This window comes from Streptomyces sp. NPDC104309, from assembly GCF_055584025.1.
Genome location: NZ_JBVJMV010000015.1, coordinates 112,363 through 119,887, shown reverse-complemented (window position 1 = coordinate 119,887; position 7,525 = coordinate 112,363). Strand labels below are relative to the sequence as shown.

The 7,525-nt window shown below is 70.1% G+C and carries 8 protein-coding genes; 4 read left to right on the top strand and 4 right to left on the bottom strand.

Going from position 1 to position 7,525, the window contains the following annotated elements; genetic code table 11:
* The first annotated feature begins 102 nt into the window (after window positions 1-102).
* From ACZ68L_RS22870 to glmM, 4 genes are all read left to right on the top strand, one after another.
* The gene (locus tag ACZ68L_RS22870; protein ID WP_469579676.1) at window positions 103-378 is read left to right on the top strand and encodes a hypothetical protein; all 276 of its coding nucleotides are present in this window, start codon (window positions 103-105) and stop codon (window positions 376-378) included.
* 278 nt (window positions 379-656) lie between these two features.
* Complete coding sequence (gene rplM / locus ACZ68L_RS22865) at window positions 657-1,100, top strand: 50S ribosomal protein L13 (RefSeq protein WP_469579674.1); 444 nt, start codon at window positions 657-659, stop codon at window positions 1,098-1,100.
* A gap of 44 nt (window positions 1,101-1,144) precedes the next feature.
* Complete coding sequence (gene rpsI / locus ACZ68L_RS22860; protein WP_351078005.1) at window positions 1,145-1,672, top strand: 30S ribosomal protein S9; 528 nt, start codon at window positions 1,145-1,147, stop codon at window positions 1,670-1,672.
* Between the two features lie 182 nt (window positions 1,673-1,854).
* Window positions 1,855-3,213, top strand: a complete 1,359-nt coding sequence (glmM, locus tag ACZ68L_RS22855; RefSeq protein WP_469579672.1) for a phosphoglucosamine mutase — start codon at window positions 1,855-1,857, stop codon at window positions 3,211-3,213.
* Window positions 3,214-3,425: 212 nt separating this feature from the next.
* Here glmM and ACZ68L_RS22850 read toward each other — a convergent pair whose 3' ends face one another.
* From ACZ68L_RS22850 to ACZ68L_RS22835, 4 genes are all read right to left on the bottom strand, one after another.
* On the bottom strand, window positions 3,426-4,382 hold the full coding sequence (locus ACZ68L_RS22850) for a DUF389 domain-containing protein (RefSeq protein WP_469579670.1): 957 nt from the start codon (window positions 4,380-4,382) through the stop codon (window positions 3,426-3,428).
* 27 nt (window positions 4,383-4,409) lie between these two features.
* Window positions 4,410-5,405 carry a type I pantothenate kinase gene (gene coaA / locus ACZ68L_RS22845; RefSeq protein WP_469579669.1) on the bottom strand — a complete coding sequence of 332 codons (996 nt, stop codon included), beginning with the start codon at window positions 5,403-5,405 and terminating at the stop codon, window positions 4,410-4,412.
* A gap of 190 nt (window positions 5,406-5,595) precedes the next feature.
* Complete coding sequence (locus tag ACZ68L_RS22840; RefSeq protein ID WP_469579667.1) at window positions 5,596-6,570, bottom strand: CU044_5270 family protein; 975 nt, start codon at window positions 6,568-6,570, stop codon at window positions 5,596-5,598.
* Window positions 6,558-7,157: an RNA polymerase sigma factor gene (locus ACZ68L_RS22835; RefSeq protein WP_469579664.1), complete on the bottom strand. Its 600-nt coding sequence runs from the start codon at window positions 7,155-7,157 to the stop codon at window positions 6,558-6,560. Before ACZ68L_RS22835 ends, ACZ68L_RS22840 begins: the two co-directional genes overlap by 13 nt.
* Window positions 7,158-7,525: the final 368 nt, after the last annotated feature.

Sequence of the window (7,525 nt, the reverse complement as noted above, 5' to 3'; positions counted from 1 at the left end):
GTTTCGTGTGCTGATCTGGATGTGCTGAGCGACTGGCTGGACCGGTCGTTGACCGCCGAGGTCGCCGAGGACCTGTTCGTGGCGACCGAGGTCTGACATCTGATGGCTGTCGACCTCTCTTTCTTCCGCTCGGAGACATCTGAGCGGCTGCGTGCCGAGGGGCGTGCCGAGGGGCGTGCCGAGGCGCGTGCCATGGGGTGTGCCGAGGCGCGTGCCGAGGACATTCTGCGGATCCTGTCCAAGCGCGGGGTCGCGGTGTCGGAGCAGGTGCGGGAGCGGGTTGTTTCGTGTGCTGATCTGGATGTGCTGAGCGACTGGCTGGACCGGTCGTTGACCGCCGAGGTCGCCGAGGACCTGTTCGTGGCGACCGAGGTCTGAGGCAGGGGTGGCAGGAGCCGCGGCGGGGGTGCCGGAAACCCTGGCCGGGCCGGGGTTCGGGGGCTGTTTTGACCCGCGCGGGGGAGCGACGGTATTCTTCTGGTTTGTTATGCGTATTGGCTTGGTCGTTCTCACGCGAGGGGCCCTTACGCCGGTCCACCGGGCCGATGACCAGCGGCAGGTACTCGGGTTGCGTCCCCGCAGCGCCGCCAAGGCTGGTGTGATCGTCCGGGTGGCCTTGTCAGGACTCACTCACTGAAGAAGCGAAGGCTACGACCGTGCGTACGTACAGCCCCAAGCCCGGCGATGTGACGCGCCAGTGGCACATCATCGACGCGCAGGACATCGTCCTGGGTCGTCTTGCCACCACGGCTGCGAACCTCCTCCGCGGCAAGCACAAGGCGATTTACGCCCCCCACATGGACATGGGCGACTTCGTCATCATCATCAACGCCGAGAAGGTTCACCTCTCCGGCAACAAGAAGACCCAGAAGATGGCGTACCGCCACTCCGGGTTCCCGGGTGGTCTCCGCTCCGTCCGCTACGACGAGCTGCTCGCCAAGAGCCCCGAGAAGGCTGTCGAGAAGGCCATCAAGGGCATGATCCCCAAGAACAGCCTGGGCCGTCAGATGATCTCGAAGCTCAAGGTCTACGCGGGCGACCAGCACCCGCACGCTGCTCAGCAGCCGGTCCCGTTCGAGATCACCCAGGTCGCGCAGTAGTTCCGGCCTCCCCCTAAGACCAAAAGAAAGATCTGAGGAGAATCGTGGCCGAGACCACTGTTGAGAACCCCGTCGAGGGCGTCGAGGGCGAAGAGGTTTTCGCCGAGGTGACCACCTTCGAGTCCGAGGTTCCCGTCGAGGGCGAGTACACCAGCGAGTCGCTGGCGTCCCGCTTCGGCGACCCGCAGCCCGCCGCCGGCCTCGGCCGTCGGAAGAACGCCATCGCCCGCGTCCGGATCGTTCCGGGCACCGGCAAGTGGAAGATCAACGGTCGCACCCTTGAGGACTACTTCCCCAACAAGGTGCACCAGCAGGAAGTCAACGAGCCCTTCAAGGTGCTTGAGCTCGACAACCGCTACGACGTCATCGCCCGCATCTCGGGCGGCGGCGTCTCGGGTCAGGCCGGTGCCCTGCGCCTCGGCGTGGCCCGTGCGCTGAACGAGGCGGACGTCGACAACAACCGCCCGACGCTGAAGAAGGCCGGCTTCCTCTCCCGCGACGACCGTGCGGTCGAGCGCAAGAAGGCCGGTCTCAAGAAGGCCCGTAAGGCTCCGCAGTACAGCAAGCGCTAAACCGCCTGCTCGTCTGCTTTACACGTTCGCCCCGGCGGCACACCTCGTGCTTGCCGGGGCGTTCGTTTATCGGCGCGCTCGGGCGTATAACGGCATAAGACGTTCATAGGCCTGCATACATGGCGTCGCGTTGTGTTGCTTTGGTTTGGTTTGCGGTTTCGGAGCATCTTCGGAGGACACCAGTGGGACGACTCTTCGGCACGGACGGCGTGCGCGGTGTCGCCAACGCGGACCTGACGGCTGAGCTCGCGCTCGGCCTGTCGGTCGCTGCGGCGCATGTGCTCGCCGAGGCGGGCACCTTTGAGGGGCATCGGCCGACAGCCGTGGTGGGGCGTGACCCACGTGCGTCCGGAGAGTTCCTGGAGGCAGCCGTCGTGGCAGGCCTCGCCAGTGCGGGCGTGGACGTCCTGCGGGTCGGTGTGCTGCCCACCCCCGCGGTGGCGCATCTCACCGGCGCGCTGGGCGCCGACCTCGGTGTGATGCTCTCCGCCAGCCACAACGCCATGCCGGACAACGGTGTCAAGTTCTTCGCCCGCGGCGGCCACAAGCTCGCCGACGAGCTGGAGGACCGGATCGAGACGGTCTACGAGCAGCACCGCACCGGTGAGCCCTGGGCGCGTCCGACGGGCGCCGGGGTGGGCCGGGTCACCGACTACGCCGAGGGCTTCGACCGCTACGTCGCCCACCTCGTCGCCGTCCTCCCGAACCGGCTCGACGGTCTGAAGGTCGTCCTCGACGAGGCGCACGGCGCCGCCGCCCGGGTTTCGCCCGAGGCGTTCACGCGAGCGGGTGCCGAGGTCGTCACGATCGGTGCCGAACCGGACGGCCTGAACATCAACGACGGCTGCGGCTCCACCCACCTGGACCTCCTGAAGGCCGCCGTCGTCGAGCACGGCGCCGATCTCGGCATCGCACACGACGGCGACGCCGACCGGTGCCTCGCCGTGGACGCCACGGGCGAGGAGGCCGACGGGGACCAGATCCTGGCCGTGCTCGCCCTCGCCATGCGCGAGGCCGGGCAACTGCGCAAGGACACCGTGGTCGGCACGGTCATGTCCAACCTCGGCTTCAAGATCGCGATGGAGCGGGAGGGCATCCGGCTCGTCCAGACCGCCGTCGGCGACCGTTACGTACTGGAGTCGATGAAGGCCGAGGGCTACGCGCTGGGCGGCGAGCAGTCCGGCCATGTCATCGTCCTGGACCACGCCACGACCGGTGACGGCACGCTGACCGGTCTGCTGCTGGCGGCCCGCGTCGCCGCGACCGGCCGTACGCTGGCCGAGCTGGCCGGGGTCATGCGGCGCCTGCCGCAGCTGCTGATCAACGTCCCCGACGTCGACAAGTCCCGGGTGGAGACCTCTCCCGAGCTGGCCGAGGCGGTCGCCGAGGCCGAGCGCGAGCTGGGCTCCACCGGGCGCGTACTGCTGCGCCAGTCGGGTACGGAGCCGCTGGTACGGGTCATGGTCGAGGCGGCCGACATCGAGCAGGCACGCGCGGTCGCCGAGCGGCTGGCCGACGTGGTGAAGTCCGCGCTCGGTTAGGGACTTTCCGGCGGATCATGCCGGGCTCGCGTGTCCCCGGTGCTCTCTGATCCGGCCTGATCCGGCCTGATCCGAACGAGAGATCCCGGGGCCTCTCCGGCGGATCACGGCCGAGGCCGCTGCGCCCGTCCGACCCTGATCCGGTGGACGGACTCCCGTCCGTCCACCGGCCGGGTCCGCCGGTGCCGGTCGGGCCGCCCGGGTCGTCCGCGCTACTCTCCGGACGGGCGCGGCACATGGCCCGTCCGGCGGCGGTGCGCCGCCCACAGGGCCTTCTGGACCAGCAGCGTCAGCGTCCCCGCGACCACGATTCCGCCGAGGTTCGCCAGCAGTTGGGCCGCCGAGCCCCACATCTGGCCGTAGTCGGTGTAGCTGAAGGCCACCGCCGCGTTGGCTGCCGCCGGCACCGTCGTCACGGAGATCGCGACCCCGATCAGCGCCCCGGACTTCGCCGAGGTGAGCGAGAGCGTTCCGGCGATCCCGGCCAGGAACGCCACCACGAACGACAGCGGGTCCGGCTTCCAGATGAACGACGTGTTGGGACGGTCCGCCTCGACCATCGCGCGGGTGAACAGCCCGAAGGCGTCCATCAGCCAGGCGAACCCGGCGGTCAGTATCATCGCGACGGCGAAGCCGCCGATCAGCGCCACCAGCGACCGCCACACCAGCCGCGGGGCGCGCTGCACCAGGGCCGTGGAGATCCCGGCCAGCGGCCCGAACTCCGGGCCGACCGCCATGGCGCCCACGATCAGGATCGCGTTGTCGAGCATCACACCGCAGGCGGCGAGCATCGTCGCGACCGCGAGGAACGACACATAGGTGACGCTGAAGGTCGACTCCTCGTGGGTCGCCTCCGTCAGCTCCTCCCACAGCACCGCGTCCGCGCCCTCGCCCGGCGCCGCTGCCTCCGCCTCGTCGGCGTGCGCGGAGAGTGTCAGGTCCATGTTCTCGACGGTGATCGAACCCGACTTGTCGATGCCGAGCCCGCGCAGCGCGGAGATCAGCTCGTCGCCCGCCTCACGGGCCACGTCGCACAGCACCAGGTCACCCGCCGGGTTCCGGGCGACCCCGGACATCACCACGAGATGCGTCGTCCCGACGGTGTTCTCCACCAGGTGCACCACCTCGCCCGTACGGTCGGCGGGGACGATCAGGCGCAGATGCAGCACGCGGACACTCCTGGAGGGCTTGACGTCTCAGAGCTTGCGCAGGGACAGCCGCTGGACCTTGTGGTCCGGCCCCTTGCGCAGCACCAGGGTGGCACGGCCCCGGGTGGGCGCGACATTCTCCACCAGATTGGGCTTGTTGATGGTGCGCCACATCGTCGCCGCGTACTCCATGGCCTCCTCCTCGGAGACCTGGGTGTACTTGCGGAAGTACGAGAACGGGTTCTGGAACGCCGTCTCGCGCAGCTTCCGGAACCGGTTGAGATACCAGGCCTCGATGTCCTCGGTCCGCGCGTCCACGTACACACTGAAGTCGAAGTAGTCGGCGAGCCCGACCCTGGTCCGTCCGTCCTTGCCGGGCAGCGCGGGCTGGAGCACGTTCAGTCCCTCGACGATCAGGATGTCGGGGCGGCGCACGGTGAGCCGCTCGCCCGGCACGATGTCGTAGATCAGGTGCGAGTAGACGGGCGCCGTCACCTCGTCCTTGCCGGCCTTGATGTCGGCGACGAAACGCGTCAGGGCCCGGCGGTCGTACGACTCGGGGAACCCCTTGCGCGACATCAGCCCGCGCGCCTGGAGCTCCTTCATCGGCAGCAGGAATCCGTCCGTGGTGACGAGTTCCACTCGGGGGTGTTCGGGCCAGCGGGCCAGCAGCGCCTGGAGGATGCGGGCGCTGGTGGACTTGCCGACCGCGACACTGCCCGCGACCCCTATGACGAACGGGGTGCCGCGCTGCGCCCCGTGGCCGTTGCCCGCGTCCCCGAGGAAGGTGTTCAGGGCGCCGCGCAGACCCGAGGTGGCCTGGACGTAGAGGTTGAGCAGCCGGGAGAGCGGCAGGTAGACGTCCCGGACCTCGTCGAGGTCGATGACGTCCCCGAGCCCGCGCAACTGCTCCACCTCTTCGGCGGTCAGCGGCAACGGCGTCTTGTCGCGCAGGGCGCTCCACTCGGCGCGCGACAGATCGACGTACGGCGTCGCCGCGTGTTCGGCACGGCGGTGGGTGCTTCGTGGCGGCGAAGTGATCACGTGTTCATTGTTGCGGGAGTTTGAACGGAGCGGGGGGTGGGGTGGGTCACGTGGGGTCCGGCGGGCGGTGGCAGGCAGGGGTCCGGTGTCCGCACCCCTGTGGCGGACACCGGACCCGGTTCGCGGGCCCGCTTCCATGTACGTGCTCGGCTCCCGGCCCCCGGGTCCCGGGTTCGAGCTCCCGGTCGTGTCAGGGTTTGTCGCCGTCGGCGTCGACGACGGCGGCCTCGACCCGGGCTTCGCTCAGCGTGATCTGACCGGCCTTGAACTTCTCCGGCGGTAGTTTCGTCTTGCCGGAGGAGAGCTGGAGCGTGTAGTCCTCGGTGACCACGAACCGCTGTCCGGCGTAGCCGAAGGTGGTCGGGTCGATGAGGATCTCGCGCTGCTGGTGCGTGCCGTCCTCCTTCCGGGTGATGGCGATGACCTCGCGCCCGGCCGCGTCCTTCACCAGGTGGTCGGTGACGTGCACCCCGGGGACGGTGGCCAGCGCCCGGTAGATCCGGGCGAGGGCGGCCGGTGCGATCGGGTACGCCTCGACCATCAGACTCATCGCGCGGAAGCTGTGCACGGCCTCGGGCTCGGGCGGGCTTTCGGCGGTGTGGCCCGTCGGATAGAACGAGCGGACCTCCGCCAGCAGCCGCGCCGGATCGGCGGGTAGCTCATTGGCGGCCCGATAGACCTGGCGGGCCGTGCGGTAGTCGTCGTCCTTCCCGTCTTTGGCCGCGGCGGAGTTGTCGTACGGGACCCAGTTGTCGGGGGCGTAGGAGAAGCGGCCGAATCCTGAGCCCTCCGGCTGGGCCATCACCGTCTTCGTGTAGATCCACTGGTCGTCGCGCGGCTCCGGCGCGGCCTGCTGCTTCTCCAGTGCGTCGGCGGCCCGGTTCAGCACCTCGGCGGGGCTGTCCAGCCGCAGGGTGCCGGTCGTCGAGGCGGGTCCGGAGCGGTCGGGGGCGGCGGCGTCGACGAGCTGGGTGCCGAGCACGGCCGCCACGGTGATGGCGGCTGCGGCGCCGAACGAGGCGAGGCGCCAGTCGGCCCGCAGCCGGCGGGCACGGCGGCCCGCGGCGGCGGCCTCGGTGAGCCGCTGCCGACCGGGCGCGAGTGCGAAATGGTCCGGAACGGGTGCGTCGGCGCGCAGTTCGCGCAGCCGGGTCATTTCGTCCATGACGGGGTCAGCTCCAGGGCGTCGGGCGTGAACGAGGGATCCAGGCTGAGCGCTTCACGCACCTTGCGGCGGGCGCGGTTGAGCCGCGACCGTACGGTGCCGAGCGGGATGCCGAGCGCCTCGGCGACCTCCTGGTATCCGAGGTCGGCCCAGGCAACGAGCAGCAGCACATGGCGGTCGCCGGGAGACAGCGAGGCGAGCGCCCCGGCCAGCGGCCCCTGCGCGGAGAGCCGGTCGTCGCAGCGGTCGCTCCAGGAGGCGGCCACCGGGTCCTGCCCGGTACGGGCCAGGGCTCGCAGCGCCCTCTCCTCGCCACGCCGTTGCTTGCCGATGAGGTTCGCGGCGATGCCGTACAGCCAGGGGCGGGCGCTGCGGCGTGTGCTGTCGTAACGGCGCCGCGAGCGGAACGCGATGAGGAAGGTCTCCGCCGTGATGTCGTCCGCCGCGCCCTCGCCGAGGCGGCGGACGGCATAGCGGTGGATGTCGGGCGCGTGGCGGTCGTAGAGCCCGGCGAAGATCTCGGGCTGCTCCAGCGACTGCGCGACGAGCTCGGCGTCGTCGTCGGGGCTGGCCGGCGGTCCGGTCACATCGGCTCCTGTGGACTCGGTGGGTGAGCGTGTCACCCCTTGTTCCCCGCAGGGCGCGGAAAGGTTCGCACGGGTCGCGGCGCCCGGGTACGGCACGGCGGGGGAGGAGGGGCGCCGCCGCCGCTGCGGCCCGCCCCGGCCCACGTCGTCGCCGGCCACGCCAACCGGCTCGTGGTCACCGGTTTTTACGTGGCGGTGCCGACAGGGGTGAGGCACAGTCCGGACATGCCCGCGCCTTCCGGATTCAGCCCGCCGGGTGTGACGTCCGCCCGGACGGTCCTGCCGACCCGCGGCCGGCTCTGGCCGTGCGGGCTTTGTATCCGGTGGGTATCAGGGAGCGCTCGGTTGCCCATCGAATCGGTGCGCCG

Coding starts and splice junctions, on each gene's coding strand:
- ACZ68L_RS22870 (WP_469579676.1), top strand. CDS start 103: ATGGCTGTCGACCTCTCTTTCTTCCGCTCGGAGACATCTGAGCGGCTG.
- ACZ68L_RS22840 (WP_469579667.1), bottom strand. CDS start 6,570: ATGGACGAAATGACCCGGCTGCGCGAACTGCGCGCCGACGCACCCGTT.